This window comes from Acidiplasma aeolicum (assembly GCF_001402945.1).
GTDB classification, from domain to species: domain Archaea; phylum Thermoplasmatota; class Thermoplasmata; order Thermoplasmatales; family Thermoplasmataceae; genus Acidiplasma; species Acidiplasma aeolicum.
In genome coordinates this window covers 1-935 of the sequence record NZ_LKBG01000165.1, presented here as the reverse complement: position 1 = coordinate 935, position 935 = coordinate 1, and the positions used below count along the sequence as shown (strand labels likewise).

The window sequence follows — 935 nt, the reverse complement described above, 5'->3', positions numbered from 1 at the left end:
GGTTGATTAAGTATAATGGTAAAGGGTCATTTGAATTTACAGTAAAAGTATTACACTATCAAGAAACTTAATTTTGTATATTATATGATTTAAATTATAACATCTATTCTTTATAAATATAGGGTGCAAACCTTTTCTTTGAATAAAATTCAGGATCATGTCCAGGGTATATTTCAAAATTATCAAATTTATTTTTTAAAATAACTTTATTTGCTGATTTGCCCCACATTGAAGTACAAGAATCAAATCCTTGTCTTCTTAAAGTTGGTTGAATATTTTCTAATGTATATATAGCATCACTGGTAAAGATTATCTTATTATTTTTTGAATGATACATTAGACCCTGAGTTCCTGGTGTATGACCGTATAATGAAATTATTTTAAGATTGTCATTAATTTTATAGTTACCATTAATAGTAATATAATTTAAATCATCAAAATCGAAATCATTTCTATAATATACATCTTTATAAAACCAATCAGGATTGTAAGCATAATCTAATTCTTTTTTTTGTATTAGTATTGGTATATTAGTATTCCTAAAGAATTTCAAACCTCCAGCATGGTCAAAATGCAGGTGGGACAATATGACTAGTTTGATATCCTTTATATTTAGGTTTAATAAATTTAATTGATTAATTAAATGTTGATTATCGGATTGCTTTGTTGAAAATCGTTTCATAATGCTATAATTACCATCGATATTGGGACCAGTATCAAATAATACTATCAGATCGTTTAACTTAATTACAACACCAATAAATGGTACTTTAATAATCTCATTACTTTCACCATATACTAAAATAGATTTCTCATGATAATTAGCTCCTAAATCTAATAATGAAAAACCATTAATTTCCATAATATATGAAATTTATTTTTAATAATAAATAGATAATATTACATGTAAATCAATCTGATTATTTAATAAGATC

At 24.2% G+C, this 935-nt stretch carries 1 protein-coding gene; it reads right to left on the bottom strand.

Translation table 11 applies throughout. The features are described from left to right. Positions 1–103: 103 nt before the first annotated feature. Complete coding sequence (locus tag AOG54_RS04010) at positions 104–862, bottom strand: N-acyl homoserine lactonase family protein (RefSeq protein WP_048101795.1); 759 nt, start codon at positions 860–862, stop codon at positions 104–106. Positions 863–935: the final 73 nt, after the last annotated feature.

Bases quoted from the DNA above. Each gene is read 5' to 3' on its own strand.
- AOG54_RS04010 (WP_048101795.1), bottom strand. From the start codon at position 862: ATGGAAATTAATGGTTTTTCATTATTAGATTTAGGAGCTAATTATCAT.